This window comes from Streptomyces sp. PA03-1a, from assembly GCF_033792805.1.
Taxonomy (GTDB): Bacteria; Actinomycetota; Actinomycetes; order Streptomycetales; family Streptomycetaceae; genus Actinacidiphila.
The window spans coordinates 1-26,717 of record NZ_JARAVO010000121.1 but is presented as its reverse complement, the minus strand read 5'-3'; the positions used below and the strand labels follow the sequence as shown (position 1 = coordinate 26,717).

At 73.5% G+C, this 26,717-nt stretch carries 31 protein-coding genes; 12 read left to right on the top strand and 19 right to left on the bottom strand.

Annotated elements, in window-relative coordinates:
• Both PV341_RS25700 and PV341_RS25695 read left to right on the top strand, forming a co-directional pair.
• Positions 1-184 (top strand): hypothetical protein (locus tag PV341_RS25700; RefSeq protein ID WP_500359069.1); only part of this gene is annotated, 184 nt, incomplete at its 5' end.
• Between the two features lie 102 nt (positions 185-286).
• Positions 287-1,234, top strand: coding sequence for a glycosylasparaginase (locus PV341_RS25695; RefSeq protein WP_500327689.1), 948 nt, complete (start codon positions 287-289; stop codon positions 1,232-1,234).
• 13 nt (positions 1,235-1,247) lie between these two features.
• Here PV341_RS25695 and PV341_RS25690 read toward each other — a convergent pair whose 3' ends face one another.
• The 6 genes from PV341_RS25690 to PV341_RS25665 form a co-directional block, all read right to left on the bottom strand.
• Positions 1,248-1,469, bottom strand: a complete 222-nt coding sequence (locus PV341_RS25690; RefSeq protein ID WP_500327687.1) for a ferredoxin — start codon at positions 1,467-1,469, stop codon at positions 1,248-1,250.
• 21 nt (positions 1,470-1,490) lie between these two features.
• Positions 1,491-2,696: a cytochrome P450 gene (locus PV341_RS25685; RefSeq protein ID WP_500327686.1), complete on the bottom strand. Its 1,206-nt coding sequence runs from the start codon at positions 2,694-2,696 to the stop codon at positions 1,491-1,493.
• A gap of 41 nt (positions 2,697-2,737) precedes the next feature.
• Positions 2,738-3,433, bottom strand: a complete 696-nt coding sequence (locus PV341_RS25680) for a TetR/AcrR family transcriptional regulator (RefSeq protein WP_500327685.1) — start codon at positions 3,431-3,433, stop codon at positions 2,738-2,740.
• A gap of 70 nt (positions 3,434-3,503) precedes the next feature.
• Entirely contained in the window at positions 3,504-3,725 is a 222-nt protein-coding gene (locus PV341_RS25675; RefSeq protein WP_500327684.1) for a hypothetical protein, read from the bottom strand.
• A 42-nt stretch (positions 3,726-3,767) separates the two neighbouring features.
• A complete protein-coding gene (locus tag PV341_RS25670; protein ID WP_500327682.1) occupies positions 3,768-4,883 on the bottom strand; it encodes a PP2C family protein-serine/threonine phosphatase in 1,116 nt (371 codons plus the stop codon).
• A 130-nt stretch (positions 4,884-5,013) separates the two neighbouring features.
• On the bottom strand, positions 5,014-6,651 hold the full coding sequence (locus PV341_RS25665; RefSeq protein WP_500359068.1) for a phosphodiester glycosidase family protein: 1,638 nt from the start codon (positions 6,649-6,651) through the stop codon (positions 5,014-5,016).
• Positions 6,652-6,905: 254 nt separating this feature from the next.
• Here PV341_RS25665 and PV341_RS25660 point away from each other — a divergent pair, with 254 nt between their 5' ends.
• Complete coding sequence (locus tag PV341_RS25660) at positions 6,906-7,646, top strand: TSUP family transporter (protein WP_500359067.1); 741 nt, start codon at positions 6,906-6,908, stop codon at positions 7,644-7,646.
• A 33-nt stretch (positions 7,647-7,679) separates the two neighbouring features.
• Here PV341_RS25660 and PV341_RS25655 read toward each other — a convergent pair whose 3' ends face one another.
• Positions 7,680-8,291 (bottom strand): TetR/AcrR family transcriptional regulator, encoded by a 612-nt coding sequence (locus tag PV341_RS25655; protein WP_500359066.1) that lies wholly within the window; start codon positions 8,289-8,291, stop codon positions 7,680-7,682.
• 117 nt (positions 8,292-8,408) lie between these two features.
• Here PV341_RS25655 and PV341_RS25650 point away from each other — a divergent pair, with 117 nt between their 5' ends.
• Entirely contained in the window at positions 8,409-10,034 is a 1,626-nt protein-coding gene (locus PV341_RS25650) for an FAD-binding oxidoreductase (RefSeq protein ID WP_500359065.1), read from the top strand.
• A 105-nt stretch (positions 10,035-10,139) separates the two neighbouring features.
• On the opposite strand, the gene PV341_RS25645 is transcribed toward PV341_RS25650, so the two are convergent.
• Positions 10,140-11,402: an MFS transporter gene (locus tag PV341_RS25645; protein WP_500327674.1), complete on the bottom strand. Its 1,263-nt coding sequence runs from the start codon at positions 11,400-11,402 to the stop codon at positions 10,140-10,142.
• Between the two features lie 58 nt (positions 11,403-11,460).
• Here PV341_RS25645 and PV341_RS25640 point away from each other — a divergent pair, with 58 nt between their 5' ends.
• Together PV341_RS25640 and PV341_RS25635 are read left to right on the top strand one after the other, a co-directional pair.
• The gene (locus PV341_RS25640; RefSeq protein ID WP_500327672.1) at positions 11,461-12,444 is read left to right on the top strand and encodes a helix-turn-helix domain-containing protein; all 984 of its coding nucleotides are present in this window, start codon (positions 11,461-11,463) and stop codon (positions 12,442-12,444) included.
• A 238-nt stretch (positions 12,445-12,682) separates the two neighbouring features.
• On the top strand, positions 12,683-13,789 hold the full coding sequence (locus tag PV341_RS25635; protein WP_500327670.1) for a PucR family transcriptional regulator: 1,107 nt from the start codon (positions 12,683-12,685) through the stop codon (positions 13,787-13,789).
• 324 nt (positions 13,790-14,113) lie between these two features.
• Here PV341_RS25635 and PV341_RS25630 read toward each other — a convergent pair whose 3' ends face one another.
• Positions 14,114-14,581, bottom strand: coding sequence for a winged helix-turn-helix transcriptional regulator (locus PV341_RS25630; protein ID WP_500327669.1), 468 nt, complete (start codon positions 14,579-14,581; stop codon positions 14,114-14,116).
• A gap of 94 nt (positions 14,582-14,675) precedes the next feature.
• Between PV341_RS25630 and PV341_RS25625 the strand changes: the two genes are divergently transcribed.
• Positions 14,676-15,170 (top strand): PaaI family thioesterase, encoded by a 495-nt coding sequence (locus PV341_RS25625; protein ID WP_500327668.1) that lies wholly within the window; start codon positions 14,676-14,678, stop codon positions 15,168-15,170.
• Between the two features lie 40 nt (positions 15,171-15,210).
• Here the strand turns inward: PV341_RS25625 and PV341_RS25620 are convergent, their stop codons facing one another.
• Complete coding sequence (locus tag PV341_RS25620; protein WP_500327666.1) at positions 15,211-15,348, bottom strand: hypothetical protein; 138 nt, start codon at positions 15,346-15,348, stop codon at positions 15,211-15,213.
• 286 nt (positions 15,349-15,634) lie between these two features.
• Entirely contained in the window at positions 15,635-16,462 is an 828-nt protein-coding gene (locus PV341_RS25615; protein WP_500359064.1) for a class I SAM-dependent methyltransferase, read from the bottom strand.
• Positions 16,463-16,619: 157 nt separating this feature from the next.
• Between PV341_RS25615 and PV341_RS25610 the strand changes: the two genes are divergently transcribed.
• On the top strand, positions 16,620-17,117 hold the full coding sequence (locus tag PV341_RS25610) for an ArsR/SmtB family transcription factor (RefSeq protein WP_500327663.1): 498 nt from the start codon (positions 16,620-16,622) through the stop codon (positions 17,115-17,117).
• 231 nt (positions 17,118-17,348) lie between these two features.
• Here the strand turns inward: PV341_RS25610 and PV341_RS25605 are convergent, their stop codons facing one another.
• Positions 17,349-17,978, bottom strand: coding sequence for a TetR/AcrR family transcriptional regulator (locus PV341_RS25605; RefSeq protein WP_500327661.1), 630 nt, complete (start codon positions 17,976-17,978; stop codon positions 17,349-17,351).
• 159 nt (positions 17,979-18,137) lie between these two features.
• On the opposite strand from PV341_RS25605, the gene PV341_RS25600 reads away from it, so the two are divergent.
• Both PV341_RS25600 and PV341_RS25595 read left to right on the top strand, forming a co-directional pair.
• Positions 18,138-19,133, top strand: a complete 996-nt coding sequence (locus PV341_RS25600) for a quinone oxidoreductase family protein (RefSeq protein WP_500359063.1) — start codon at positions 18,138-18,140, stop codon at positions 19,131-19,133.
• Positions 19,134-19,167: 34 nt separating this feature from the next.
• Entirely contained in the window at positions 19,168-19,722 is a 555-nt protein-coding gene (locus PV341_RS25595; protein WP_500327658.1) for an MBL fold metallo-hydrolase, read from the top strand.
• On the opposite strand, the gene PV341_RS25590 is transcribed toward PV341_RS25595, so the two are convergent.
• The 3 genes from PV341_RS25590 to PV341_RS25580 form a co-directional block, all read right to left on the bottom strand.
• Positions 19,715-19,984 carry a hypothetical protein gene (locus PV341_RS25590; protein ID WP_500327657.1) on the bottom strand — a complete coding sequence of 90 codons (270 nt, stop codon included), beginning with the start codon at positions 19,982-19,984 and terminating at the stop codon, positions 19,715-19,717. The genes PV341_RS25595 and PV341_RS25590 overlap by 8 nt on opposite strands.
• 295 nt (positions 19,985-20,279) lie before the next feature.
• Positions 20,280-21,185, bottom strand: a complete 906-nt coding sequence (locus PV341_RS25585) for an EamA family transporter (protein WP_500359071.1) — start codon at positions 21,183-21,185, stop codon at positions 20,280-20,282.
• Positions 21,182-21,787: a GNAT family N-acetyltransferase gene (locus PV341_RS25580; protein ID WP_500359061.1), complete on the bottom strand. Its 606-nt coding sequence runs from the start codon at positions 21,785-21,787 to the stop codon at positions 21,182-21,184. Before PV341_RS25580 ends, PV341_RS25585 begins: the two co-directional genes overlap by 4 nt.
• A 61-nt stretch (positions 21,788-21,848) precedes the next feature.
• On the opposite strand from PV341_RS25580, the gene PV341_RS25575 reads away from it, so the two are divergent.
• Positions 21,849-22,268, top strand: a complete 420-nt coding sequence (locus PV341_RS25575; protein WP_500327653.1) for a hypothetical protein — start codon at positions 21,849-21,851, stop codon at positions 22,266-22,268.
• A gap of 27 nt (positions 22,269-22,295) precedes the next feature.
• Here the strand turns inward: PV341_RS25575 and PV341_RS25570 are convergent, their stop codons facing one another.
• Together PV341_RS25570 and PV341_RS25565 are read right to left on the bottom strand one after the other, a co-directional pair.
• Positions 22,296-23,219 (bottom strand): RNA polymerase sigma-70 factor, encoded by a 924-nt coding sequence (locus PV341_RS25570; RefSeq protein WP_500359060.1) that lies wholly within the window; start codon positions 23,217-23,219, stop codon positions 22,296-22,298.
• Positions 23,220-23,245: 26 nt separating this feature from the next.
• Positions 23,246-23,719, bottom strand: coding sequence for a carboxymuconolactone decarboxylase family protein (locus PV341_RS25565; RefSeq protein WP_500359059.1), 474 nt, complete (start codon positions 23,717-23,719; stop codon positions 23,246-23,248).
• A gap of 159 nt (positions 23,720-23,878) precedes the next feature.
• Here PV341_RS25565 and PV341_RS25560 point away from each other — a divergent pair, with 159 nt between their 5' ends.
• Positions 23,879-24,532 (top strand): DUF2238 domain-containing protein, encoded by a 654-nt coding sequence (locus PV341_RS25560; protein ID WP_500359057.1) that lies wholly within the window; start codon positions 23,879-23,881, stop codon positions 24,530-24,532.
• Here PV341_RS25560 and PV341_RS25555 read toward each other — a convergent pair.
• Entirely contained in the window at positions 24,468-25,751 is a 1,284-nt protein-coding gene (locus tag PV341_RS25555) for a cytochrome P450 family protein (RefSeq protein WP_500359055.1), read from the bottom strand. The genes PV341_RS25560 and PV341_RS25555 overlap by 65 nt on opposite strands.
• 87 nt (positions 25,752-25,838) lie before the next feature.
• The gene (locus PV341_RS25550) at positions 25,839-26,555 is read right to left on the bottom strand and encodes an SDR family oxidoreductase (protein WP_500327646.1); all 717 of its coding nucleotides are present in this window, start codon (positions 26,553-26,555) and stop codon (positions 25,839-25,841) included.
• Positions 26,556-26,717 lie beyond the last annotated feature (162 nt).

Below are 26,717 nucleotides of genomic sequence, written 5' to 3'. Positions count from 1 at the left end.
CGGGATGCGCATGGAGATGCCGGGTGGGGGCGGAGGGGCGCGGTTCTTCCCCGTCGGGGTGGACCGAACGGTGTACCAGGTGCCGCGTGGATCCGCCCGCGGCCGGGGTCGTTCCGCCGTCGCGATGACCGGCGGCCGGATCCGCGACGAACTGCGCGCCCTCGCGGCAGCCCCCGGCCCCTGACCGGCCCGCGCGAGCCCGGGACTAGGCTCGCGACGACGTCGTACCAGCTCGTGCCAGGTGCCGGGCGCCCGCACGGCCCGACCCACCAGCGAAGGGAATCCCATGACGCGGCCCGTCATCATCGGAAGCGAGCGCAGCGAGGTCGGCCTGCCGGCCGGGATGGACGTCCTGCGGCGCGGCGGGACGGCGGTGGACGCCGTGGAGGCGGCGATGCGCCGCTGCGAGGACAACCTCACCGACCACTACGTCGGCACCGGCGGGCTCCCCAACGCGCAGGGCGTCGTCGAGCTGGACGCGTCGGTGATGACGGGCTCGGACCGCAGGTTCGGCGCGGTCGGCGCGCTGCGCGGGTTCCCGAACCCGATCTCGGTGGCGCGCGCGGTGATGGAACGGCTGCCGCAGCACTGCCTGCTGGTGGGGGAGGGCGCGGCGCTGTTCGCGCGGGAGAACGGGTTCGAGGGCGCCGAACTGCTGACCGAGGAGTCCCGGGCCATGTGGCGCGAGCAGCTGCTGACCGCGGCCGAGGCGGTGGAGGGGGAGAACACCCCGGCCGTGGACGGTGACCACCGCTACCGGCGGGCGGCGCTGGAGCTGGTGCGGCGGATGGCGCCGCACGAGGGGCCGTGGGGGACGATCAACATCATCGCGCTGGACGCGCACGGCGAGATGTGCGTGGGCGTCTCGACCTCCGGTTACCCCTTCAAGTACCCGGGACGGGTGGGGGACTCCGCCGTCCCGGGGGCGGGCAACTGGTGCGACCTGCGCGGCGGCGGGGCGGCCTGCACCGGACGCGGCGAGCTGAGCCTGCGCGGCGGGACGGCGCGTACGGTGGTCGACCTGCTGGCGCTGGGCAAGGAGCCCGCCGACGCGTGCCGGGTCGCGCTGGAGGAGGCGGCCGGCCTGCCCGACGAGTACCGGTCCGAACTGCGGGCACTGGCGCTCACGCCGGACGGGCGGCACGGTGGCGCGGCCGGACAGGAGGGCAGCGTCTACGCCGTGATGACCGACGCCTCCACCGAGCCGGAGCTCCGCCCGCGCACGCTGCTCTGAGGGCCGTCCGGGCCTACGGCTGGGGCGCGATCAGTTCCCCGCTGGTCGCGTCCCGGATGGTGATGGCCTCCACCGGGCAGGACTCCGCGGCGTCGACCAGGAGCTCGTCCGGTTCGGCCGTCGGGTGCCTGGGGCAGGACTTGCGGTCGCGGAGCTCGAAATGCTCGGGGGCGATCCCGGCGCAGGAGCCGGTGCCGATGCAGGTCTTGCGGTCCACCTCGATCTGCCAGGTCATGATGCGTGTCCTCCGGTGTCGTCAGGTCCGGTCCCAGATGACCGGCATCCGCTCGGGCCCGCGCAGGGCGACGCCGGACTTCCACACGACGCTCTCGTCCGGTCCGGCGAGGCGCAGTCCGGGCAGCCGGTCGAGCAGGGTGCGCAGGGCCACCTGCAGCTCCATACGGGCCAGTTGGGCGCCCAGGCAGTGGTGAGGTCCGTGCCCGAACCCGACGTGGGAGGCCTCCTGGCGCAGCACGTCGAGCCGGTCGGGGTCGGTGTACACCGTTTCGTCGCGGTTGGCCGACACGGGGCAGACGACCACCGCGTCCCCGGCGCGTACGGTGCCGCCGCTGAGCTCGACGTCGTCCAGCGCGTAGCGGGGCATGCCCGCGCCGTTGCCCAGGGGGACGTAGCGCATGAGCTCCTCGACGGCGCCGGGGACCAGACCGGGGTCGGCGCGCAGTGCCGCGAGCTGCCCGGGGTGGGTGAGCAGCGTGTAGACGAAGTTGGGGATCTGCGAGGCGGTGGTCTCGTGGCCCGCGACCAGCAGGGAGATCGCCAGGACCTGCAGTTCCCGTTCCGACAGCCGCTCGTCGTTGTCGCGGGCGTCGACGAGGGCGCCGAGGAGGTCGTCGTGCGGCGCGGCGCGGCGTTCGGCGATCAGGCCGGCCATGTAGGCCATCAGGGCGTCGGTGCAGTCCTGGACCTCCCGCGGGGTGTACTTGGTGGTGGACAGCAACGCGTCGGACCAGGTGCGGAAGTCGGCCCGGTCGCCGAGGGGGACGCCGAGCAGTTCGCAGATGACGGTGACCGGCAGCGGCAGGGCGAAGTCCGCCACGAGGTCGGCCGGCGCGCCGTGCGCGACCATGCCGTCGGCCAGTTCGGCCGCGATCTGCTCGGTACGGGGCCGCAGGCGTTCGATGTGCCGGGCGGTGAAGGCCTTGGCCACGATCCGCCGCAGCCGGGTGTGGTCCGGGGGGTCGAGGTCCAGGATGCTGCCCTCCAGGCCCCGGTGCGGCCGCAGGCGCGGCTCGTCGCGGTGGACGGCCTCGGCCCGGCTGAACCGGGGGTCGCCCAGGACGGTCCTGACGTCCTCGTACCGGGTGACCAGCCAGGCGGCCTCCCCGTAGGGGAACCGGACCCGGCACAGCGGCTCGTCCTTGCGCAGTTCGGCGAAGGCCGGGTCGACGGTCAGGCGGTCGGCTTCGGTGAAGGGGTAGTTCCGGGGCTCGGTCGCGGCCATGGCGCATGCCTCCAGTGAGCTCGGGGAGTCGGGTCCGGTCCTCACGACGGTCCGCGGGGACGCCGGGGCGCGGCGGGCCGGTCGGCGAGGGCGGGGCGCAGAAGGTGGCACAGGTCGTCGGCGAGGAGTTCCAGCGGGTCGTCGGTGTCGACCGGCAGGCCGCCGGCGATCCAGGCGGTGAGGAACGACCCGGTCTGGAGCACCGCCATCAGGGCCCGCTGCCGTGCCTGCGCGGGGGTGACGCCCTGCCAGCGCCGGGGCGGGGCCGTGAGCAGGGTGACGTAGCGTTCGTGCGCCGCCAGGTAGCGGTCGCGGGCGCTGCCGTCGTCACCGGCCGCGGACGGGGTGGCGGCCAGCAGTACGCGGATGGTCGGCGCGAGCGCCCGCCAGCTCGCCGCCGCGTGCTCCAGCCAGTCGCGGACGCCGGAGCGGGTCCATTCCGGGACGGCGGCCAGCTCGGCGTACAGGCCGTCGGTGACCTGGTACACCCGGTCCGTCAGGGCGGCGATGACCTCCGCCTTGCCGCGGAAGTGCGCGTACACCGTGGCCCGGGTGACCCCGGCCGCGCGGGCGATGTCCTCCATGGTGGCGGCGACGAACGACTTGGCGGCGAAGACCTCGACCGCCCCGTCCAGGACCCGGTTGTGGGTCAGGTGCCGCTGCTGCGCGCGCAGGCTCACCCGCGGTGCGCCCACCGCGGTCGCGGATCCGGCATCCGCCGGCCGGCGACGTTCCATGAGGAAAGTCTACAAAACGACATCAATCTGTACATTTTGTGTACGGCGGCGGTGGGCCCGCCGGGGCCGGTCAGCCGTGGTTGCGGGGGTGGGCGCGGGCGGTGCGCTCGTTGCCCCGTTTGTAGTTGCCGGTCCAGCGGGCCATCACCAGCTGGGCGTCACCGCGCTCCACTTCCTCCAGGAAGCGCTCCGCCCGCTCCCCGCGCAGCACGGCGGCCGTGTGCGCGCCGTGGGTGACGACCACGGTGCCGTCGCCGCGCCGGCGGTAGGAGAATCCGTGAGGTCGGGGCATGGCGGTGAGCGTAGGGCCGGGCCGCGTCCGCGCGACAGCGATTTACGGGGCGTCGCGGGTCACGACGTGCGGCGAGCGCAGGGCCAGCGCGGCGATGTCGTCCTCCAGCCGCCCGCCGCTGTAGTGCACCAGTTCCCGGTGCAGCCGGTCCAGCAGTTCGCGGGGCGTTGCCGGGCTCTGGCGCCGCAGCCAGTCCGGCAGCGCGAAGAACGCCCCGGCGCGGTCGCGGGTCTCGGTGACGCCGTCGGTGTAGAGCAGCAGCTGGTCGCCGGCGGTGAAGGCGTGGGTGTCCACGACGTACGTGTCCCCGATGAGCTCGGCGAGGTTCAGGGGTGGGGAGGCGGCGGTCGGCTCCAGCACCCGGATGCGGCCGGCGTGCATGAGGATCGGCGGCGGATGCCCGCAGTTGAGCAGTCGCAGGCGGCCGCCGCCGTGCGGGATCTCGGCGATCACGGCGGTGGCGAAGCGCTCCGGCAGGTCCGGGCCGGGATAGCCGGAGCTGTGGCGGATGATGCTGGTCTCCAGACGGCGGACGATGCCCCGCAGGTCAGGCTCGTCGTGCGCCGCCTCGCGGAAGCAGCCGCTGAGCGCGGAGGCCGCGCCTACGGCGGACAGCCCCTTGCCGCGCACGTCGCCGATGAGCAGCCGCACCCCGTGGGACGTGTCGGCCACCTCGTAGAAGTCGCCGCCGATGCGCGCCTGCTCCTGTGCCGCCAGGTACAGCGACTCGATCTCCAGGCCCTGGATGCGCCGCGGCAGCGGCCGCAGCAGTACCGTCTGCGCCGCGTCGGCGACCATCCGGGCGTGGAAGAGCGCCTCCTCGCGCTGGATCCGCACGTGGCTGGCGTACGCCGCCGCCAGGGTGACCGCGACGATCGCGGCCCCGGTGTACGGGGTGCCCAGGTCGGTGTAGACGAAGCTCAGGCCCACCATGACCAGCAGGCAGAACGCGCCCAGCAGCACGGTCGGCAGCACCGGCCACATCGCGGCTGCCAGGGCGGGCGCGACGGGCAGCAGGCGGCTGATCGCGATCTCGCGCGGGGTGGCGAACGCCAGGGCGGCGATGAGCACGGTCAGGATCACCGGGGACAGCCAGGGAGCCTCCCAGCGGCCGTCGAGGCGGGCGCGTCGGCGCCGCGGCCATCCGGACATGATCACGAAGCGCATCATACCGGGGCAAAAGAGAAGGAAGGTCGACCTTCCGGCCGGACGGACCAGCCGACCACCCCGGAGCGAGGCCCGGGGTGGTCGGAGGTCGTCAGGGGCGGCCTGGCGGTGGCGGCCCGTGTCAGTCCTGGCCGCGGCGACCCGGCAGGACCTGGATCGTGTCGCCGACGGCGCGCTCACCGGTCGCGTCGGAGGGGACGTTGACCAGGGCGCCCTCGACCACCATCGCCGACGAGCCGCCGCCGTCCAGGTTGAGGGCCTGCACCGCGCCCAGGGACCGCATGAACCGCGCCGCCTCGCCGAGGGTGAAGCCCTCGCTCACCCCGGGCTGCCGCCCGTCCACGGTGACCAGCAGCAGACGGCCCCGCCTGTCGATGCCGGCCATCGTCCGCGGCTGGCGGACGTTGGACCACGCGAAACCGAACGACAGGTCCAGCGGGTCCAGGGTGCCCTCGGTGGCCGCGTCGATGTGGACGCGACCGTCCTCCACCAGGGTGGGCGCCGCGCTCACGATGCTGTCGCCGGGACCGAGCTTGACCTGACGCCCCTCGGCGTCCCGGACGATCTCCCGCACGACCAGCCGCTTGCCGGTCCGCGCGTGCCCGGTCAGCCACGTCGCCGCCGCGCCGGTGCCCTGCAGCACCGTGCCGCGCTCGGGGACGGAGCCGCCGCGGGCGCCGGTGGAGAGCACCGTCCCGTGCGCGTCGAGCACCACCTGCACACCGCTGCCCGTGGGCAGCGGTGTGCGGAAGGCGGGGGTGAACTCCACCAGGTCGTCGGCCAGGGTGCAGGTCGTGTCGTGGCGGGGCTGCTCGGTCGGGACGCCGCCGGGGCGGCCGCAGTTGCGGACCTTGCCCGGCACGCGGTTGATGCCCTGCACCGCGTACCGGGCGGACCCGGCCCGCACGGTGACCGTGGTGGACAGGTCCGCGATCCGCGGCCGCCGCCCGCCGTCGCCGAGGACGAGCGCCGCACGCGAGCCGACCGCCATCGACTCCAGCCGGCCGTCCACGGCGGACAGACCCGCGACGGTGCCCTGGACGCCGTCGGCGTCCGAAGCGATGAAGAAGCCGCCGTTCACCCCGAGCAGCGACCCCAGCCGGCCGGCGACCGCCGAGGTCTTCTCCCGGTCGGCGACGTTGCCGCCGTCGCTCACCTCGACCGACCCGCGCAGCCGCGCCGGGTCCACCACGGCCACGTGGATGCGCTCGCCGTCGGCGGCCTGCCGTCCGTCGTAACCGGTCCACTCCGTCGACGTACGGAAACCGGCGGCCACGACCGCCGCGTTCGCCGGGCCCGCCTCGGCCTGCGTGGCGTACCGGCCGACCCGGACCTGCCAGCCCATCACGCCGCGCGGGGTGTCGGCGTAGGTGTCCCACTCCACCGCCTCAAGCCGCGGCTCGAACCCGGCCTCCCGCAGCCGCGCGGCGGTCGCGTCGGCCCAGGCGCGGTCACCCAGCGGAGCCCACGTGGCGGCGCCCGTCAGCCGGTTGACGGCGGGGGCCTGCACGGTCACCGTCCACACCCCGGCGGCCGCGGGGTCCCGCAGCTCGCCGCTGCGGACCTGCAGACCCGGCGCCACCTGCTGCGTCGTCCACACGACCCCGTGCGCACCGGAGGCGGCGGGCGACTGCGCCCCCGCGACGGCCGGCGGGACGACGGCGACCATGGTGAGGGCTGCGGCGAACACCGCCCCCCTCCGCGCGGCCTGCCCCACCCGGCGCGCCCTGTCGCGCGGTTCGGCGGCTGTGACGGACATTCGCTCTCCTGACGTTCGTTTCCACCGGGCGCCGCCTGGCGCCGCCCGGTCCTTGATCGCCATCCCAGACGCGCACGGGGACGGGCAGCCCACGCGGCGGCGGCCCCCCGGGGAACCCTCGGTGACAACCGGGCGCGACCATGGCGAAGTTGCGTGCGGCCGTGCCGCCGGACCCACCCCGGTCGCGGCGGCGGCGCGAGGGCCAGGTAAGAACATGGCGTGACCTTCGTACCCTCCGTCCCCCGGCGGCCCTGATGCCCTCGCTCGACCCGGCGCAGTGGGCCGTGGCGCTGCTCGCCCTCTTCCTCGTCGGCTACTCCAAGACCGGGGTGTCCGGGGCCGGGACGGTGGGGGTGGCGCTGTTCGCGCTGGTGCTGCCGGCCAAGCTGTCCACCGGCGTGCTGCTGCCGCTGCTCCTGGTCGGCGACGTGGTGGCCGTGGCCGCCTACCGCCGGCACGCCGACTGGGGGCGGCTGGTGCGGCTCTTCCCGTGGGTGGTGGTCGGGGTGCTGCTGGGCGCGGTGGTCGTCGACCGGATCGACGACGCACGGATGCGGGAACTCATCGGCGCGCTGCTGCTGCTGATGCTCGCCGTCCACTGGTGGAGCCGGCGCCGGGGTCCGGACGACTCGGTCGCCCAGCACAGGGCCGTCGCTGCGGGCGCCGGGATCCTCGCGGGCTTCGCCACGATGACGGCCAACGCGGCGGGCCCCATCATGGCGCTGTACTTCCTGGCCGTGGGGCTGCCGATGCTGGGCTTCCTCGGCACCAGCGCCTGGTTCTTCCTGCTGCTCAACGCCTTCAAGGTGCCCTTCAGCGTGGCCCTGGGGCTGATCACGCCCGACACGCTGGCCTTCGGTGCGATGGCCGCCCCGGCGGTGCTGGCGGGGGCCGCCGCCGGCCGCGCGACCATCAGCCGCATCACCCCGAAGGTCTTCGAGCGCGTCACCGTCGCCCTGACCCTCCTCGCGGCGGTACGGCTCGTCACCCTCTGAGCGGTCCGCGTGGCGGGAACGGGGCGTGGCGGCTCAGGTGACGATCGCGGTGATGAGCCGCCGGCAGCGCTCCGCCATCGCCTGCGCGGACTCGCCGGGGTGGTGGATCCACCAGGTGACCAGGGTGCTGACGGTGCCGGTCCACAGGTGCTTGAGCGCGTCGGAGTCCAGCGGGTCCCCGATCCCGCGGGCGGCGAGGAACTCCGCGCTGCCCGCGGCCGCCAGCCCGTCGATGGCGGTGCGGTGGCGCTCGGCCGCCGCGCGCAGCGGACCCGTGGCGGGCAACGTCCGGTCGTAGAGCACGAACCAGGCGTGGCGCTGCCCCTCCAGCGTGGTGAAGATCGCGCGCAGCACGGACAACGGCGTCCCCAGCGAGGTGACGCCCGGGACCAGCGCGTCGGTCAGTGCGCGCGTCAGCGAAGCGGCGACCCGCTCCAAGGCCGCGGCGTACAGCGCGTCCTTGGACCCGAAGTACTGGTACAGCAGGGGCTTGGTGACCCCGACCCGCTCGGCGATGGCCGCCATCGACGCACCGCCGTAGCCACGGCGGCCGAACTCCTCGACTGCCGCGCTCAGCAGTTGCTCCTCGCGCTCGGCGCGGGGCACGCCCTTGGTCCCGGCGGTACGGGTTCGCGCGCTCGTCACGCCCGTGATTGTAGGCAGTGAACTGACCGCGAGGTCAGTTCACCCCACCCCAAGGATGTGACCCAGTGGTAATTTACCCATCGGTCATATCGAGGTGAGGCGAAGGGCGGGACACGCATGACGCGCACGGGCACACGGTCGTGGTGGGGATGGGGCACCGTCGAGGACGCGGTGCGGGGCGCCGAACGTACGGCGCTGACCGGCCGGGTGGCAGGACTGCTCCCGGACGCCGACCTCACCGTCCACCTCCCTCCGGACGTCGCCTCCCTCGCCCTGCCGCCGGTACGGGTCAAGGCCCCGCCGTCGCTGGCCCACCTGTGCTCCCACACCCCGCACGACCGCGCCGCGCACACCCACGGCAAGGCCTTTCGGGACGTCGTCCGCAACCTCCACGGCGACCTGCGCCACGCCCCCGACCTCGTCGCCCGTCCCCGTACCGAGCAGGACGTCGTCGACCTCCTCGACTGGTGCTCCCGCGAGGGGATCGCCGTCATCCCCTTCGGCGGCGGCAGCTCCGTCGTCGGCGGGGTGGAACCCCGCCTCCCCGACGGACGCCCGGCGCTGACGCTCGACATGGAGCGCCTCGACCGCGTCCTGGAGACCGACCCCGTGAGCCGGTCGGCCCGCATCCAGGCCGGCGTGCTCGGCCCGCACCTGGAGGACCAGTTGCGGCCCTCCGGCCTGACGCTGCGCCACTTCCCGCAGTCGTTCGAGTTCTCCACCCTCGGGGGCTGGCTGGCCACCCGGGCGGGCGGCCACTACGCCACCCTCTACACCCACATCGACGACCTGACGCAGGCGCTGCGCGTCGTGACCCCGTCCGGAACCGGCGAGTCGAGGCGACTGCCCGCCTCGGGCGCGGGGCCGTCGCCCGACCGGATGTTCCTCGGTTCCGAGGGAACCCTCGGGATCATCACCGAGGCCTGGATGCGCCTTCAGCGACGCCCCCGGTGGCGGGCGAACGCCTCCGTCCACTTCGCCGACTTCACGGCCGCCGTCACCGCCACCCGCGCCCTGGCCCAGTCCGGGCTCCACCCGTCGAACTGCCGCCTGCTGGACCCCGCCGAGGCACTCGTCAACGCGGGCGTCACCACGGGCGGCAGCGTCCTGATCCTGGCCTTCGAGTCCGCCGACCACCCGTTGGGACCCTGGATGGACCGGGCCCTGGAACTGTGCCGCGACCACGGCGGCCACGTGCCCGAGCCGGCCCGCCACACCGACACCGGCGCGGGCGGCGACGCGGGCGGGGACGGGGGCGCCATGACCGACCGGTCCTGGCGCTCGTCCTTCCTCCGCATGCCCTACCAGCGCGACGCCCTGGCCCAGCAGTCCCTGGTCGTGGAGACCTTCGAGACCGCCTGCACCTGGGACCGGTTCGAGGAACTCCACGCGGCGGTCACCCACGCCGCGAACGAGGCGATCCGCACCACCTGCGGCACCGGAGTGGTCACCTGCCGGTTCAGCCACGTCCACCCCGACGGGCCCGCCCCCTACTTCGGCATCTACGCCGCGGGCCGCTGGGGCAGCACGGTCGCCCAGTGGGACGACATCAAGTCCGCCGTCTCCCAGGCCATCGCCGACCACGGCGGCACGATCACCCACCACCACGCCGTCGGCCGCGACCACCGCCCCTGGTACGACACCCAGCGCCCCGACCCCTTCGCCGCCGCCCTCAGCGCCGCCAAGTCCGCCCTGGACCCGGCGGGCATCCTCAACCCGGGCGTCCTGCTGCCCGCGCGCTGACAGCGGCGGTGCTCGGGCGCCGTGTCCGGTCGGCCGGTGGGGAGCGGGTTCACCCACCCCCTGTGGCTCACCCCGTAGGCGCCCTCCCGCGCGCGGTCGGAGCCGTCAACGCCCGATCGGCTCGGGCGGCGCCGCCGGGGCCGGATCGGCGGGCGTGGCGGCCGGGCGGCCGTGGGGGAGGCGGCGTACGGCCGCGGAGGTCATCGGGGCCAGGGCCGCGGCGGCGTACACGACTCCGGCGGCCGCGGCGACCCGGAACCCCCCGATGCGGTCGGCGAGCGGCCCCACGCTGAGCTGGCCGATGGGAATGGCGACGTAGGACAGCAGGTCGTCGAAGGACGACACACGCGACAAGGTGTCGGACGGAACGTGCTCCTGGAGGGAGGTGTCCCAGCCGACGCCCGCGACCGACGAGCCCAGCCCGGCGGTGAAGGCGGCGGCGATCAGCCACGGGGCACCCAGGTGCGCACCGAGCGCGAGCAGGGGCAGCGCGCCGAGCACACCCGCCAGCACACCCAGCCGCAGCAGGTGACGGGCCGCCAGCCGGTACATCAGCGTGCTCATCACCAGCAGTCCGGCGCCGCGCGCGCTGAGCACGAAGCCCCAGGCGGCCTCGTCGGCGAGCTGCCGGGTGAGCACCGGGCCCAGGATCTGCCAGGTGCCGACCTGCACCAGGTTGACCACGCAGAAGCACAGCGACACCGTCCACACCCAGCGGATCCGGCGGTACGCGGCCCAGCCCTCGCGGATGTCGGCGAGCAGACCCGAGGGGCGACGTGCGGCGGTGGGGGCGGTGAGGGACGACAGGCGGGTGAGGCACCCGGCGGCGAGGAGGTAGGTCAGCGCGTCGAAGGCGATGGCCGGTCCGCCGCCGACGGACGCCGCCAGGACGCCGGACAGGCTCGGCCCGAGGATCTTCGTGGCGTTGCGCACCGAGCCCAGCAGCGCGTTCGCCTGCCGGATCCGGTCCCCGGGGACGAGTTCGGGCACGATGCCGCGCAGCGCGGGCGTGGTGAAGGCGGCGAGGACGCCGTTGAGGAACCCCAGGGCGGCCACCGGAAACAGGGCGTACCGCCCGGTCAGCAGCAGCACGGCGACCGCGCCCTGGGTGACGGCCGAACCGAGGTTCGCCGCCACCAGCACCGTGCGGCGCGGCAGACGGTCGGCCGTGGCGCCCCCGACGAGCAGGAACACCAGCAGCGGCACCATGTACGCGGTGAGGACGACACCGAGGTCGCCGAGGCCGGCCGAGGCGTCGAGGACCGCGAACGCCAGGGCGACCGGGGCCATCGCGGTGCCGAGCAGGGACACCGTCTGGGCGGTGAGGAACCAGCGGAAGTCCCGGTACGGCGGAAGGGATGCGAGCACGGGCGGAGTCTGCTGGACGCGCCGGGCGGGGCACTATCGTTTCGGCGGGAGGCGAAAGATGACCTTGTTGCGGCTGAGTCCGCTGGCCCTGTCGCGGTCCCGGTTCGCCCTGTCGCCGCTGGCCGAGACCCTGGCGTCGCTGCTCGTGCTGGGCGCCGGGTACTGCGACCCCTGGCTGGCCTCCTGGTACGACCGCCACCATGGCGTGTTCCGGGCCGCGCTCGACACCGACCCCTTCGCGAAGGGCCTGGTGCGGCTGCTGGGGTCCACGAAGTGGATGCCGGCGCACATCGTCCTGCCGCCGGCGGGAGGCATGCGGACCACGATCGAGGCCGAACTGGCCGAGGTGGCCCGGGTGCCCGACGCGCAGGTGCGCGCCGAACTGGAGCAGTCGGTGGCGCACAGCTGGAAGGAGCACGACCTCGGCTGGCTGACCGGACGCGACTGGGCCGCCAGGACCGCCGAGCTCTTCCGGCGCACCTGGACCGCGCACGTCGCTCCCGACTGGCCGCGCCGCCGTGCCCTGCTGGAGCGGGACGTCACCTACCGGGCAGGGCTGCTGGCCGCCTACGGCTGGCCCCGCGCCCTGGAACACATGAGCCGGCACAGCGCCTGGGTCGGCGCGGACGCGATCCGCTTCAGCCACCGGGGCTCACCGGACCGGGTCGTCGGCGACGAGGGGATGCTGTTCGTACCGGTCGCCGCCGTGTCCCGGGGCACGTGGCTGTGCGAGGCGCCGCCGGCGTCGTACGCGCTGGTCTACCCGGCCCGCGGAGCCGCCGCGGCCGGGGGACGCGCGGAACCCGGGCCCGCTCTGGGACGGCTGATCGGCACCGGCCGCGCGGCGATCCTCCACGAACTGGAGCGCCCCGCCACCACCAGCGAACTCGCCGCCCACCTCGGCCTGTCCCTCGGCACCGTCGGCGGCCACCTGGCGGTGCTGCGGGATGCCGGACTGGTCACCGGCACCCGTGTCGACCGGCGCGTGGTCTACCGGCGCACCGCCTCCGGGGACCTCCTCGCCGGAGGTGCGGACGGCTGAACGAGACACTCCCCAGGCCACGGGGGGAGACCTGGGGAGTGTGCGGAGATCATCGTCCCTCGAACGGCTGTACGTCAAGTCAGCGGCGCCGACGGGTGGTTGGTCCGGGTCTCCCGAACGTCGTCGTCTCCCGAACGTCGTCCGAGGCGAGGGCGGTGATCACCGGACCGGGCAGGGTTGGTACGGTCCAGGCTGCCGGGGGACGGCAACGACGGGTGCCTGGAGGGGAGACGCGGCCATGCGGGGCGCAGGCGTACCGGAGGAAGAGCTCGAGGCGTACGCACGGGTGCTGGGGGAGGTCTCGGGGACGGGCCGGCGGCTGCGGCGGGACGAGCTGGACGCGCTCCGCACCTGCGGCGAGCGCGCGGGCGGCCGGGGGTACGGGCTGCGCGACCTCGTCGGCACCTATCTGACGGCGACCCGCGACGCGTGGGGCTCGCTGCGGGGCGTGGCTGCCGCCGACACCGCCACCGAGGTGCAGCGGGCCGGCGAGGCGGTGCTGACCGCCCTCGACGCCGCGGTGGTCGCGCTCGGCGAGGGCCACGAACGCGCCCAGCGGCTCCTGGTCCGCCAGGAGGAGGCGGCCCGAAGGGAGTTCGTCGACGACCTGCTGTACGGGCGCAGCGACCCGGGACGGCTCGCTGAGCGCGCCGAGCGGTTCGGGCTGCGGCTGGGCCGCGGGCACGCGGTGGCGGTGGCGCGCGGCGTGGACGCGTACGAGGACGGCCAGCCCGCGGTGCGGCGCATCGAGCGGGAACTGGCGGGCCGCTTCGGCGACCGCGACGTCCTGGTGGCCGGGAAGGACGGCCGGCTGGTGTGCATCGCCCCCGGCAGTGAGCGTGCCGTCTTCGAGGCGTTCGCCGACACGGCGCTGCGCCCCGGGCCCGGGTACGGGGCGGCCCGCCGGGTGGCGTTCGGCCGCACCCACTCCGGCACGAGCGGCATCGTGCGCAGCTACGAGGAGGCCCTCGGGGCACTGGACGTCGCCGACCGGCTGCGCCTGCATCCCCCCGTGCTGCGCGCCGAGGAACTGCTGGTCTTCCCCGTGCTGATGCGGGACCGGGCCGCCATGGCCGACCTCGTCCGCACCGTGCTGGGGCCGCTGGAGCAGGCCCGGGGCGGGGCCGGACCGCTGCTGGAGACGATCACCGCGCACGCGGAGGCCGGGCACGTCAACGCGGAAGCGGCGCGTCGACTGGGCCTCGGGGTGCGGACGTTCACGTACCGCCTGGAGCGGATCAAGGTGCTGACCGGCTACGACCCGGGCGATCCGCTGCACCGCTACACCCTGGAGACCGCGGCGATGGGTGCCCGGCTGCTCGGATGGCCCGACCAACCGCTCTAGCGCGGGAGGTTGCTCCGTCAACAGGCCGTCAACAAGGCGTCAAGACTGCCGGGAACCGGCAATGTGTACCGGCCACCTGCCCTGCCAGCATCGTCACGGCGCCGGGAACGGAGCCAGTGCACGAAGCGGGAGAGGGCGGGGATGCCCGTCCTGTTCGGCTTCGCGCTCGTGGGCCATCAGGGACCGGGGGAGCGTCCCGATCGGTGGCTTGGACGTCGACGCCCTCGACGGGGGACACGGGGGTTCGGGGGAGAGGGTGTCGACGCCCACCACGGCGGCCACGAGGACACGGGTCTTCGGCGACCCGTCGCCGTCGCCCGCTGTTCAGACCCGCATACGGGCGGAGGCGCCGGGCCGGGTGTAGGCCTGCCGCGGGGCGAGCGCGTCGTGGCCGCCGGCGCAGACGACGACCGCCTCGACGGGCTCGTCGCAGTCGCGGTGGCGGACCTCCAGGGGCGGGCCCTCCGGGTCGGCGGTGTAGCGGTCGCCCCACTGCTTGAGGGCGATCATCGCGGGCCACAGGTCCCAGCCCTTGGACGTGAGCCGGTACTCGTTGCGGGTACGGCTGCCCGGTTCGCGGTACGGGACGGTGTCGAGGATCCCCGCGGCGACCAGCTTGCGCAGCCGGTCCGCCAGCACCGCCTCGGACAGCCCCATGTGACGGCGGAAGTCGTCGAAGCGGCGCACCCCGTTCATGGCGTCTCGCAGCACCAGCAGCGACCACTTCTCGCCGACGAGGTCGAGGGTGCGCTGCACCGTGCAGTTCTCGGTACCGGTCTCCAGCCAGGTCATGCGGTCATCGTAGGCTGGCTTCGGCATTGACATCCAGAGCTGCGGCTGGCTAACTTCGGATGTCGAAGTCAGTAGGTCAGGGAGGACACGTTCAATGGCGAGGTCGCGTACGTTCGAATGGGGGGACCCCAAGGTCTCCGCGGCCGCGGTCGGCCGCACGAGCGGTCTGGAGTTCCTCCGCGACGTGCTGGCCGGACGCCTTCCCGCACCGCCCATCGCCTCGACCCTCGGATTCACCCTGGAGGAGGTCCAGGAAGGCCGCGCGGTCTTCGCCATGGAACCGGGGGAGGAGCACTACAACCCCATCGGCAGCGTCCACGGCGGCGTCTACGCCACCCTCCTCGACTCGGCCGCCGGCTGCGCCGTGCAGTCCGTGCTCCCGGAGGGCATGGGCTACACCTCGCTCGACCTGAACCTGAAGTTCCTGCGCCCGATCACCGTCGACACCGGCAAGGTCCGCGCCGTCGGCACCGTCCTCAACCAGGGCCGCCGCACCGCCCTCGCCCAGGCCGAGCTGTTCGACGCGACGGACCGTCTGCTCGCCCACGCCACGAGCAGCTGCATGCTCTTCCCCGTCCCCGCGCGCTGAGCGGTACGCGGGCCGGGAACGGCGGGCGTCGCCCTGCCGGCTACCCGACCCGGCAGTAGACGCCCTCGCCGCGGCGTCCGGCCTCGCCGGCGAGGTCGGCCACATCGTCCACGATCGCCCGGGCGACGTCCGGGTCGATGACCTCGCCGTCCGCCGCGCGCTGCCCGGCCCACGCCACGGCGACCTCCCACAGCCGGGACGGCTCGGCTAGCTAGGAGGTGCTGGTCCGCCGATGACAGGCCCCTGTCCCACGGAGACACCGAGATACCGGCGTCTCTCACTGAGCTTTGCTGATCAGCGCTGGCGCCTCGCCCAGTGGCCACGAATACGGCACAGCACCAGCGACATGACAGCCAAGGGTCAGTCGGCGTGACGGCGTCTCCTCGGCCGAGGAACGACCGGCAGGTCTTCCGGCAACCGCGACGGTTCTCCCCAGCGCGGCGATCGGGCCCCCGGCGCGGAGGTCAGGCTCTGGTGAGGACGAAGAACAGGAAGCACAGGAATGTGCCGGACTGCTTCTGTGCGAAGACCTCGGGGAAGCGTTCGCGGGCGCCGGCCGCCGGGGCAGGCTCGCTGATGACGTCGATCCGGAAGCCGGCTGCGGTGAAGGCGTCGGTGATCGCGTGCAGCGGCCTGTCCCAGAAGGTCATCAGGTGTTTGGCGCCGCCGAGTTCCCACATCTCGGAGCTGGAGCGAGTCGCGAAGTAGTCAGTTCCGGGCGGGGCCGCCATCTGGCTGACGAAGGGGTGATTGACGGACACGATGAGCCGGCCGCCGGGCTTGAGTACGCGCCGCAGTTCGGCCAGGGCGGTCGTCCAGTCCTCCAGGTAGTGCATGACCAGGGAGGCGACGACGTCGTCGAATTCGGCGTCGGCGAACGGCAACGGGCCGCCCAGCTCGGCGCGTTCCAGTACCACGCCGTCGCCGAGCCGCTGCCTGGCCAGCGCCAGCATCCCGGCGCTGGAGTCGAAGCCGGCCACGAAGGCGCCCCGTTTGCGCAGGTCCTCGGCGATGGGGCCGGCGCCGCAGCCGGCGTCGAGGATGCGGCGGCCTGCCACGTCGCCGGCCAGGTCCACGATCGCCGGGCGCGCGTAGTAGGCGTTGATGAGGCTGGTCTCGTTCTCGGCCGCGTAGGCCTCGGCGAAGCGGTCGTAGTCGTTCGCCGTCTCCCCGGGGCCCGGGGGAGCTTCGACGGGACTGATCCAGGACACCGGGCTGGGCACATGGACGCCCGCCCGTCCGGCGGTCTCTGGAGCTGCGGGTCCGCCGGTCGTTCCGGGGCGGTTCGGCATGGTCGACCTCGTTCGTTGACGGGAGTTGCGCGGATCGGCCAGAGGTCCTCCCGGGCCCGAAGAGCACAGTCGCACCCTGGACGAGTGATTTGGTTTTGTCAATCGCTTGCGTTCCGGTCCTTCAATGGCCTGCCGGCAGTTCAGTAGACTGCCGGTCGTGACCCAACGCCGGCCGGCGACCGACGCGGAGGCCAAGGCACTCGCCTCCGCCCTCCGCCTGCGCATCCTGCGTATCTGCGCGCGGGAGCCGCGCACGAACAAGGAGATCGCGGTGATCCTCGGGCGTGACCCGGCCAGCGTGCTCCACCACACCAGAACACTGGTCCGCACCGGGTTTCTGGAACCACAGGAAGAACGGCGAGGCGCGCGCGGCGCACGGGAGATCCCCTATCTGTCGACGCGCAAGACCTGGCACATCGAGGCCCCCGCACAGGACCGCTCGATGCTCGACGCGTTCCTTGAGGAACTCGCCCTCGTCCCCGCGGCCGAGGCCGAGGGCACCAGGATGGGGCTGCGCCTGCCCCCACCGCAGATGGAGGAGTTCCGCACCCGACTCCAGGATCTGCTGGAGGAGTTCGCCAACCGCCCCGATGACCCTGCCGCGCCTGCCTGGTCGCTGTTCATGGTGGTGCATCCCGACCCGAACCGGCCTTGACGCCGGCGCTGCCCCGCGGCGACCGGCGCCTCGGGCGCCGACCTCCGGAAGACACGGTTCGGGGCCTTCGCCTCCGGTGATGCCCATCTGCCGACTGGCACTGGCGGGCTGCGCAAGCTGTCCGAGAGGAGCACCGAGAAGCCGCGGACTCCGCGGCTGGACGGGCGACGGATACGCGAGGCCGGCGGGGCATGGGTTCCGGTGATCACACCGGACGGCCCGGCCGTGCCCTCAGTCGGCGGGCCGGGCCGCGGGCAGCGCGTGATCGATCAGTACGCGGGCGGCTTCCAGGGCGTCATGGCGGGGGCGGGGGTTGTCGAGGGAGGTCGACAGCGCGGTGCCGCCTTCGAGGAGCACGGCCAGATGGCGGCCCAGCTGCTCCGGGTCTGCGGCACCGGCGCGGGCGGCGATGTCGATGAGCTGCCGGGTGACGCCCTGCTTGTTGTGCCGGACCAGTTGCCGTACGTCGGGCATCGTGCCCGCCGCTTCCACGGCGGCGTTGTGGAGCGGGCAACCGCGTGTGCTCACGGTGCCCGAGGGTCCCTGGGCGGCGTCGGCGATCATGGTGAACAGGGCCAGCAACTGGTCCCTGGGGGTGAGCCCCGCCCGGGTCAGATGCTGCTCGATCCGCTGCGTCAGTCCCGTCTCGTAGGTGCTCAGGTACTCCTGCACCAGCGCCGCCTTGGTGGGAAAGTGCTGGTAGAAGGTGCGCGTGGAGACCTCGGCGGTCTCCACCAGGCGCGCGACGCCGGTGGCGTGGATGCCCTCCTCGTAGAACAGCTGCGCGGCCGCCCGCAGGATGCGCTCGCGCGCCCCCCGGCCGCCGCGGCGCCGGGTACCGGATGTGCTCTCGGTCTCCACGGCAAAAGTATAGCAGTCGCTTTACTTCGAGGGCCGGGCGTACTAGCGTCGAGGAAAGCGATCGCTTTACCTGGCTGGACCGGGGCCTGCGCCGCGCGACGTGGTGTCGCGGCCGCCGGGCGACGCTTTGATCCGCCACGATCGGACATCCGAGAGGCCATGACGATGCGAGCTGTCCAGTACGACCGGTTCGGTGACTACGACGTGTTGCACCTGGCCGACGTCCCCAGGCCCGTGCCCCAGGACCAGCAGGTTCTGGTGCGGCTGGCGATGGCCGGCATCCACCCGCTCGACAACACCGTGCGCTCGGGGAAGATGCCTCCCGGTACGGTCAAGCCCTTCCCGGTCACGGCGGGCAGCATCGGCGTGGGAACGGTTGAGGAGCCCGGTGCGCTCGGTCCGGCGGCGGGGACCCGGGTGATGATCAGCGGCGGCCGCTACGGCATCGCGGCCGACGGCACCTGGGCCGACTACGTCGTTGTCGACCCGGCCCACCTGGTGCCCGTTCCCGAGGCGATCGACGACACCGGCGCCGTGGCACTGTCCGCGGGCGCCGGTTACCTCACCGCCTGGCTCGCGCTGACCGAACTGGCCGGGTTCCGGCCGGGTGCCACCGTGCTCGCCCCCGGAAGCGGTGGCGCGGTGGGCCAAGGCGGGGTCGAGATCGCCAGGCGGCTCGGCGCGTCCCTCGCGATCACCACCGCGACCTCCACGGCCAAGGCCGAGCTCGCGCGGGCGGCCGGATACGAGGTCATCGACCTCACCGCCGAATCGCTGCGCGACGGTGTCGCGCGGCTCACCGGCGGCAAGGGTGTCGACATCGTGCTCGACGGTGTGGCCGGGCCGATCACCGGTCAGGCGCTGGGCGCGCTCGCCAGGGGCGGGACCCTGGTCAGCATCGGCTACTCGGGCGGAATGCGGGCGGAGATCAACGTCACCGACCTGATCTGGAAGGCGGCCCGGGTGTGCGGCTTCCAGTTCGCCATGTTCACCCAGGAGCAGATCAACGCGGGCAACGTGAAGCTGCTGGACATGCTCGCCCGCAAGGAGATCAATCCCCTTGTCGACCGGGTCTTCCCCCTGGAGCGGGCCGCCGAGGCCCAGCGCCACCTCATCGAGGGGGGACCCTTCGGGCGGGTACTCCTCGCCCTGTGATGCCGCGCAGTACCCGAGCGCAGGACGAAGGCCCGTGAACACCCCGAAACCCCTGGCCTACAGCACCCTCGTCGTGGACGGGGCGCCGCGCGCCGGGGCGCAGCGCCTGCCGGACGGCGGGCCGATCGTCTCCTCGCCGATCACCACGACGCTGATCCACGGGGAGACGGACGCCGTTCTCGTCGACGTTCCGTTCACCCGTGACCAGATCAAGGAGACCGGCGACTGGATCGAGGCGTCCGGCAGGCACCTGTGCCACGTCTACATCACCCACGGCCACGGTGACCACTGGTTCGGCACCGCCGAACTGCTCAAGCGCTTCCCCGGGGTCACGGTCCACGCCACCGAGGGCACCATCGGGCTCATGCGCCGGCAGGCCGGTGAGGGCCGCGAGCAGATGGGGGACGTGCTGTGGCCGGGGCTGTTCCCCGAGAGCCCCGTCCTGGCCGAGCCGGTCCCCGCGGGCGGGTTCGAACTGGAGGGCCGGGCGCTGTATCCGGTGGAGGTGGGGCACACCGACACCGACTCGACACCGTCCTGCACGTGCCGTCCATCGGCTTGGTGGTGGCCGGGGACGTCGCCTAGCTAGCGAGTGCCGCCGGCAGCCGCGGCGAGAGCGCGAAGACGAGGTGCTCACCGTGATCCGCGCCCGCGACGAGGCGGGGCTCACCCGCCTCGGCCAGTTCCTCGGAACCGCTGCCGGTGAGAAGGCATTCCCACTCGACCACGGCCTCTTCGGGGTCGAAGTTCCCGAACGAGAGCGACGCGAACCCGCGCACCGTCCCGGTCCCCAGCACGGAAGCCGCAGCGGTGTCGTCCGGGGCCGCGAAGAAGTCCACCACGATGCTCACCAGGGGATGATGCCCGACCCGGGGCGGCGGGGCGATTCCGCGGTCACGGCGCCAACGAGGCCTGCAACGAGCCGAACAGGTCACGGAGTTCGCCCGCGCCGACGGGATCGATGTCCATCCGCAGGAGGCACACGTTGTCGTCCCCGTGCGGAGTCAGCGTCGCGTGGAAGGCGTGGTCATGCTCAACGGGGTCGGCCGTCAGCCGCTGCGGAGTGTTGCGGCCGGGGGAACCGGAGCCCCGAACCGTCCTGATGCAGGCGGATTTGCGCCACGGCGGTGGCGCCGGATGCGGCGGTCAGGCCCCCGGGGTGGTGCCGCGGGCGGCGCCAGCCGATGCGGCCACCACGCACAGCACCGCGATCCATTGGACCCAGTGCAGGGACTCATGGAGGACGACGAAGCCGACGAGGGCCGCCATCGCCGGTTCGAGGCTCATCAGGATGCCGAACACGCGCGGCGGGATCCTGCGCAGGGCCTCCAGGTCGAGCGAGTACGGGATCACCGACGACAGCAGCGCCACGCCGAGCCCCGCGGCCAGGACCCACGGCTGGATCAGCGCCGTTCCGCTGTCGGTCACGCCGAACGGCACGGCCACCAGGGCCGCGACGGCCATGCCCAGGGCCAGGCCGTTGCCTTCCGTGGTGCGGCGGCCCAGCGCCGCGCCGACCAGGATGTACAGGCCCCAGCACGTCCCCGCGGCGAGGGCGAACAGAAAACCGGCGAGGTCGAGTTCGCCGCGTCCCTCCATCAGCAGGACCACACCGCCGGCCGCGAGCAGGGCCCAGAACGCGTCGAGCCAACGCCTCGATCCCGCCAGGGCCACCGCCAGCGGCCCGAGGAACTCGACGGTCACCGCGATCCCCAGCGGGATCCGGGCCAGCGCCAGGTAGAAGCAGAGGTTCATCAGGCCGAGTGTCACGCCGTAGCCGAGCACGACCGTCCACGTGCGACGGCTCATGCGCAGCGACGGCCGCCACAACAGCATCAGCACCGCCGCCGCGAAGAACAGCCGCAATGCGACCGTCCCGAAGCTGCCCACCGCGCCGAACAGGTGCTTGGCCAACGCCGAGCCCACCTGGACGCTGACGATGCCGAGCAGGACCAGTGCCGTGGGCGGGATCGCGCCGTAGGCACGTCCGGCCAGCGCCGTCAGCAGGGCCCGGGGGGACGGGCCGCGTTCCGTCCTGCCGGCGGTCATCATGGGCACGGGTGGATTGTCGGGGACCGGTCGCCGTGCGGCACGTCGTCCTCCCGCGCCGCCGGGTCGCGGAGGCCGACCGCGTCGTGCCGCCAGAACGCCTCGGCGTAGACCAGGGTGCCCGTCATCCAGGGTTCGTACGCGGGGAGCGCCATCGCCTGGAAGGCTCCGTCCGGGATGCGCAAGGACGGCTTGCGGAAGCCCTGGTCGCCGCCGGGCAGGAACCCGAGGCGCACGTAGTAGGCGGGGTCGCCCTCGACGAAGACGACGGGGACCGCCCGCTCGACCAGCGTCCGCAGTCCGCGCCGGACCAAGGCCGTGCCGATCCCGGTCCCTTGGTGCTCGGGCAGGACGGCCAGCGGGCTGAGGACCTGCACCTCGACCAGGCGCCGGGGGGCGTCCAGCAGACTGCGGGTGAACATCACGTGCCCGACGACCCGGCCGTCGTGTTCGGCGACCAGCGAGAGACCGTCCGTGGGCGTGACGCTCCCTCGCAGGGTGCCGACCAGATCGGCCACGACCGGGCCGTGGTCGTGGCCGAAGGCCCGCAGGTGGACCTGACGTACGGACTCGGCGTCGTCCGGAAGCTCTTCGCGAAGACCCATGCCCGGAGGGTAGGTTCCCGTCCCGGCCGGCGCACACGGTTTTGAGCGGGGAGGGGTCGTCGTGGGGTGGAGTCCGCTGATCTTCACGTTCGTCGACGGTGCGGAGGTGCCCGTGCCCGTCGACGGCGCGTTGGTGCGGGCCGTCCTGGAGCCGCACGCTGTCGGGGATCCGCGGCTCACCGCGGCCTCGGACGAGGGGCTGTACTTCCTGGTGCGGGCCGCGGACGGCGGTGAGGCCGAGGTCTACGTCGGCGAGCGCGACATCATGGTCTCGCGCCCGCACGCCGGCGGGGTGTTCGGGATCGTCGCGGAACTCGTCTCCCGGCTCGGCGCGGTCGTCCTCGACCCGAGCGACGGCGCCGTCGTGTGCCGGGCCGAGGAGTACGCGCACCTTCCGGTGGGCATGCGGGACGCCGCCGTCGTCGTCGAGATGACGGGCGAGGCCCTGGAGACCGCGCTCATCGGGCCGCGCCGGCCCTGACGACCAGGCCCGCCCGGCTCAGTGCCGTCAGTTCCCCTGCCTGCGCGCCCGCTTCACCTCCCGGTGCACCGCCCAGGCGTCGGCGACCGGACCGAGGTGGCCGAGCTTGTCGGGGTTGAGCACCGAACGGATGGCCTGGATCCGCCCGTCGAGCACGTCGAGGGCCATGGTGTGCAGGACCTTGCCGTCCCGGTCGCGGAAGACCGCTCCGGGCTGGCCGTTGACCTCGCGCGGCTCGAACGTCACGTCGATCCGGACCAGCCAGGGGAAGGCCGTGCCCAGCACCCGGGCCACGTTCTCCGCACCGACGACGGCCCGCGCGAGCTGCGGGGCCCTGCCGCCACCGTCCCCGACGAGCTGCACGTCGGCGGCGAGCAGGTCCCGCAGCGCGTCGACGTCGCCGTCCTTCAACGCGTCGAAGAACCGCCGCGCCAGCTCCTGCCGCGCCTGGCGGTCCGCCGCGAACCGTGGCCGCCCGGCCTCCATGTGCCGCCGCGCCCGCACCGCCAGCTGACGGCACGCCGCCTCCGAACGCCCCACCGCCTGGGCGACCTCCTCGAAACCGAAGCCGAACACCTCCCGCAGCACGAACACCGACCGCTCCAGCGGGCTGAGCCGCTCCAGCAGCAGGAGCGCGGCCATCGACACCGAGTCGGCGAGCTCCGCCGACCGCGCCGGATCCTGGTACGGATCGCTCAGCAGCGGCTCGGGGAACCACGGCCCGACGTACGCCTCCCGCCGCACCCGCGCCGAGCGCAGCACGTCGATCGAGATCCGGGTCACCGTGGCCGACAGGAACGCCTTGGCCGACACGGGCCGGGTCGGCGAGCCGTCGAAGCGCAGCCACGTCTCCTGCACCGCGTCCTCGGCCTCGCCCACGCTGCCCAGGATCCGGTAGGCGATCGAGAACAGCAGCGGCCGCAGCGCCTCGAACTCCTCCACCTTGCCCATGCCGGATCCCCTTCCCCCGGTCGTGCTCAGTGGAACCGCCCGGGCTCGTAGTCGCCGGCCGGCTGCCGGGCGATGACGTTCAGCCGGTTCACGGCGTTCATGAAGGAGAGCAGGATTACCAGGGCGGTGAGTTGCTCCTTGTCGTAGTGCCGGGCGGCGCGCGCCCACACCTCGTCGCCGACCCCGCCACCGCCGTCCGCGACCCGCGTGCCCTCCTCCGCCAGCTCCAGCGCGGCGCGTTCGGCCTCGGTGAAGACCGTGGCCTCCCGCCACGCCGCGACCAGGTGGAGCCGCACCGGGGTCTCGCCCGCGGCGGCGGCCTCCTTGGTGTGCATGTCGATGCAGGCGCCGCAGCCGTTGATCTGGCTCACCCGCAGCGCCACCAGTTCCTGCGTCGCGGCCGGCAACGACGACTCCTTGAACGACCTGCCCACGGCCATGAAGTGCTTGAGGGCCCTGCCCGCTGTCGGGTCGGCGAGGTAGTCCAGTCGCGCGTCCATGGTGTGTTCCTCCGGTGTCGCCGTCCGTGTCGTCCACGGCTTCACCCCTTGGGACGAGGTAGCCGGGACGCCAGTGACACGGTCCGGTGTGAGCCGCGTCTCAGGATTGAGTAGGCGTACTCATGCGCCCGTGCACCGCGTCCCGCGACCCTGGTGGACATGACAGACCTCACCGTCCCCGTCCGGCGCGTCGGGCTGCCCGTGCTGGCCGCCGGTTTCGTGCTCGCCGTCCTCGTGATGTCCGGAATCCATCCCCGGGAGCGCGGCACGTGGGTGCTGGAGACCTTCTGGATCATGATCGGGCTGCCGCTCGCCGTGGCCCTGCGGCGCCGCTTCCCGCTGACCGGGCTGCTGTGCGTGCTGCTGGCCCTGCACGCCCTGGTCCTGTCGGTGGGCGGTCACTACACCTATGCCCAGGTCCCGTTCGGGGAGTGGCTGCGCGACACCCTGGACCTGTCGCGCAACCCGTACGACCGGATCGGCCACCTCATGCAGGGCTTCGTCCCCGCCGTGCTCGTCCGTGAGATCCTCGTCCGCACCTCCCCGCTGCGCGGCAGCCGCTGGCTCGCGCCGCTCACCGTCTGTGCCTGCATGGCGTTCAGCGCGTTCTTCGAACTAATCGAGTGGTGGGCCGCGTTGATCGGCGGGGACGCCGCGGACGCGTTCCTCGCCACGCAGGGGGACGTCTGGGACACCCAGTGGGACATGTTCTGCGCCCTGGTCGGTGCCGTGCTGTCGCTGCTGCTGCTCAGCAGGGTCCACGACCGGCAGCTGGACGGCCTCGCGCCGCGCGGCGCCGGGCGGCTCGGGTGAGGGTGACGGGCAGCCGGGCGTGCCCGTTGGAGATGAAGGACGTCACCGGCTCCAGCGCGCCGGGTTCCTCGGCGAGCGTCATCGTGGGGTGGCGCGCGAAGAGCGCGGGCAGGGCGACCGCGGCCTCCAGCCGGGCCAGCGGGGCGCCGAGGCAGTAGTGGACGCCGTGCCCGAAGGCGAGATGGTCCTTGTTGGAGCGGGTGACGTCGAAGTCGTCGGCGGTCGGTCCGTGCCGGCCGGGGTCACGGCCGGCGGCGGCGTACGAGGCGAGGATCGCGTCCCCCCTGGCGATGGTGGTCCCCGCCACGCGGATGTCCTCCACCGCGTAGCGCAGGGGCAGGTGGGCGACGGGTGCGTCCCGGCGCAGGCTCTCCTCGATCACGTCGCCCCAGGTGGCCCGCCCGGCATGGACGGCGTCGAGCTGGGCCGGGGAGGTCAGGAGGGCGAAGCAGGCGTTGTCGAGGAGGTTCACCGTCGTCTCGTGCCCGGCAGCGATGATCAGCAGCAGCGTGTCGGTCACCTCGGCCCGGGTGAGGCGTTCTTCGCCCTCCTCCGGGGCGACCAGGGCGCTGGTCAGGTCGTCGCCGGGCCGCCTGCGGCGCAGGGCGACGAGTTCGTCCAGCAGTGCGTAGGTGTTCCGGTGGTTGGCGGCCGCCTCCGTCGCCCCGAGTGAGGTGGTGAAGAGGTTGTCGATGCACCCCCGCAGTCCGGTGGCCATCGCGCCCTCGGGCACGCCCATCAGTTCGGTGATGACCCGTACCGGGATCGGGTACGCGAAGTGCCTGCGCAGGTCGGCCACCCCGTCGCGCGCCGCGGCGGGCAGCCCGTCCAGTGTCTCCTCGACGATCCGCTGGATCCGCGGGCGCATCGCCGCGGTCCGGCGCGGGGTGAACGCCGGTGCCACCAGCTGCCGTAGCCGCCGGTGGTCGTCGCCGTAGGCGGTGAACATGTTGCGCACCGCCACCCACGCGTACAGCGGCCACTGCGGGGTGATCCCGCCCGACGCGAAGCGCGGCCAGTGCCGTTGGGAGTCCTTGGACACCCGTGGGTCGGTGAGCAGGTGCTCCAGCGCGGCGTGGCTGTTCACCGACCACGCCTCGACGCCGCCGGGCAGCAGCACCTTCGTCACCGCGCCGCGGGCGCGCAGCGCGGCACTCTCGGTGTGCAGGGCCCGGCCGCCCGGGTCGAGAAGGAAGGGGGAGTGGCGCCGGTCGGTCATCGGTCAGGCCTTTCGGGTGGAAATGCCGCGTGCCCGGGGGGAGTCCGGCCACCGACGGTCCCGTGTGCCGGGTACGGGGTGGGGCGGTCACACCAGCGGCTGGCCTCCGTCGACCGCGAGGGAGACCCCGGTCATGAAGGTGTTGGTCATCGCGAACACCACGGCCTGGGCGACGTCCTGCGGCGTGCCGATCCGCCGGGCGGGGTTGCTGCGGGACAGGCGGGCGAAGAGCTCGGACTTCCTCTCGTCGCCGAGTCCGTCCCAGGCGCCGGTGTCGATGGTGCCGGGGGACACGGCGTTGACGCGGATCGGGGCGAGCTCGACGGCCAGCGACCGGGTGACGGTGTTGACCGAGCCGTTGGTGGCGGCGACCCCGAGGAAGCCCGGGTCGGGTTCGAGGGCCGCGACACCCGAGAACAGGACGAAGGACCCGTCCTCGGGCATGCGCGGGGCGAAGTGCTTGGCCAGCATGATCGGCCCGACCACCTTGGTGTGGAAGGACAGGACGATCGCCTCGGGGGTCAGTTCGCTCACCTTCCCCCGGGCCCGGGCGGACGCCGTGGAGACCACGTGGTCGACGCGGCCGAGGTCCTCGGCGAGTGCGGCGATCGTGCCCTCGTCGGTGAGGTCGACCCGCCGTACGGTGACGTCCGTGCCCTTGTAGGCGTCCTCGAGGTCACCCGGCGTCCGCCCGGCGGCGACGACGTGCGCGCCCTCGGCGAGCGCGGCGTCGGCGACCGCCCGGGCGATGCCGCTGCCGCGGCCCACCACCAGGACGGTCCGGTCCTGCAGGGAAGATGACATGGCACTCTCTCCTTGATCTCGTCGCGTGTGGGGGGGGGGGGGGGGGGGCCGGGGGGGGGGGGGGGGGGGGCCGGGCGGCGGGCCAACGGGCCGGGCCCCTGCTCGGGTCCCACGCCGCGGCCCCCCCCGGGGGGGATACCCTTGTGCCCTGGCCCGGCCACC

Coding starts and splice junctions, on each gene's coding strand:
- PV341_RS25660 (WP_500359067.1), top strand. CDS start 6,906: ATGCCCTCGCTCGACCCGGCGCAGTGGGCCGTGGCGCTGCTCGCCCTC.
- PV341_RS25680 (WP_500327685.1), bottom strand. CDS start 3,433: ATGGAACGTCGCCGGCCGGCGGATGCCGGATCCGCGACCGCGGTGGGC.
- PV341_RS25695 (WP_500327689.1), top strand. CDS start 287: ATGACGCGGCCCGTCATCATCGGAAGCGAGCGCAGCGAGGTCGGCCTG.
- PV341_RS25640 (WP_500327672.1), top strand. CDS start 11,461: ATGACCTTGTTGCGGCTGAGTCCGCTGGCCCTGTCGCGGTCCCGGTTC.
- PV341_RS25550 (WP_500327646.1), bottom strand. CDS start 26,555: ATGTCATCTTCCCTGCAGGACCGGACCGTCCTGGTGGTGGGCCGCGGC.
- PV341_RS25615 (WP_500359064.1), bottom strand. CDS start 16,462: ATGCCGAACCGCCCCGGAACGACCGGCGGACCCGCAGCTCCAGAGACC.
- PV341_RS25565 (WP_500359059.1), bottom strand. CDS start 23,719: ATGGACGCGCGACTGGACTACCTCGCCGACCCGACAGCGGGCAGGGCC.
- PV341_RS25555 (WP_500359055.1), bottom strand. CDS start 25,751: ATGACCGACCGGCGCCACTCCCCCTTCCTTCTCGACCCGGGCGGCCGG.
- PV341_RS25570 (WP_500359060.1), bottom strand. CDS start 23,219: ATGGGCAAGGTGGAGGAGTTCGAGGCGCTGCGGCCGCTGCTGTTCTCG.
- PV341_RS25665 (WP_500359068.1), bottom strand. CDS start 6,651: ATGTCCGTCACAGCCGCCGAACCGCGCGACAGGGCGCGCCGGGTGGGG.
- PV341_RS25685 (WP_500327686.1), bottom strand. CDS start 2,696: ATGGCCGCGACCGAGCCCCGGAACTACCCCTTCACCGAAGCCGACCGC.
- PV341_RS25625 (WP_500327668.1), top strand. CDS start 14,676: ATGGCGAGGTCGCGTACGTTCGAATGGGGGGACCCCAAGGTCTCCGCG.
- PV341_RS25650 (WP_500359065.1), top strand. CDS start 8,409: ATGACGCGCACGGGCACACGGTCGTGGTGGGGATGGGGCACCGTCGAG.
- PV341_RS25560 (WP_500359057.1), top strand. CDS start 23,879: ATGACAGACCTCACCGTCCCCGTCCGGCGCGTCGGGCTGCCCGTGCTG.
- PV341_RS25580 (WP_500359061.1), bottom strand. CDS start 21,787: ATGGGTCTTCGCGAAGAGCTTCCGGACGACGCCGAGTCCGTACGTCAG.
- PV341_RS25600 (WP_500359063.1), top strand. CDS start 18,138: ATGACGATGCGAGCTGTCCAGTACGACCGGTTCGGTGACTACGACGTG.
- PV341_RS25690 (WP_500327687.1), bottom strand. CDS start 1,469: ATGACCTGGCAGATCGAGGTGGACCGCAAGACCTGCATCGGCACCGGC.
- PV341_RS25675 (WP_500327684.1), bottom strand. CDS start 3,725: ATGCCCCGACCTCACGGATTCTCCTACCGCCGGCGCGGCGACGGCACC.
- PV341_RS25630 (WP_500327669.1), bottom strand. CDS start 14,581: ATGACCTGGCTGGAGACCGGTACCGAGAACTGCACGGTGCAGCGCACC.
- PV341_RS25635 (WP_500327670.1), top strand. CDS start 12,683: ATGCGGGGCGCAGGCGTACCGGAGGAAGAGCTCGAGGCGTACGCACGG.
- PV341_RS25585 (WP_500359071.1), bottom strand. CDS start 21,185: ATGATGACCGCCGGCAGGACGGAACGCGGCCCGTCCCCCCGGGCCCTG.